The organism is Pseudomonas sp. E45-MNA-CIBAN-0222, from assembly GCF_040310405.1.
Classification (GTDB): Bacteria; Pseudomonadota; Gammaproteobacteria; order Pseudomonadales; family Pseudomonadaceae; genus Stutzerimonas; species Stutzerimonas stutzeri_AC.
Window position 1 is genome coordinate 1 of sequence record NZ_JBEOPU010000055.1, and the last position, 611, is coordinate 611.

Annotated in this window: 1 pseudogene; it reads right to left on the minus strand. The window is 61.0% G+C overall.

Features of this window, described 5'->3' with window-relative positions:
• A pseudogene (gene istA / locus AAEZ08_RS22755) lies at window positions 1-611 on the minus strand (IS21-like element ISPst3 family transposase); the annotation flags it as partial.

Genomic DNA, 611 nt, shown 5'->3' on the forward strand with positions numbered 1-611 from the left:
AGCACTTCGGCCACACTCAGCCCGCTGTATTGAGGGTGCGTCAGCTCGTTCCAAAGCGCGCGGCAGCGCTGGCCCAGCCAGGCATTGAGTTCCTCGACGGAGTGAAACTGACAGTCCTGGGCGTCTAGCCAGATACGCCTGCGGCTGTCTTGCACGTTCTTTTCAACGATGCCCTTTTCCCAACCAGCGGCGACGTTGCAGAAGTCCGGATCGAACAGGTAATGCGCGCACATCACCGCAAAGCGTGCATTCACCGCCCGGCCTTTGCCCTTATTGACCTTGTCGACGGCGGTCTTCATGTTGTCGTAGATGCCCCGGCGCGGCACGCCGCCCAAGGCGCCGAACGAGCGTGTATGGGCGTCAAATAACATCTCATGGCCCTGGCTCGGATACGCCACAAGCCAGAACGCACGGCTGGCACACAGCTTCAGATGTGCCACCTGCATACGCCGGTAAATGCCGCCGACCAGCAAGCCTTCCTCGCTCCAGTCAAACTGAAACGCCTCGCCAAGAGCAAAGGTCAGCGGCACAAAGGCCTGCGACGCCTTGCCCTGTCCCCCTCGCCAGGCACGGATAAACGCGGTGAGCTGGCTGTAGCCACCGTCATAACC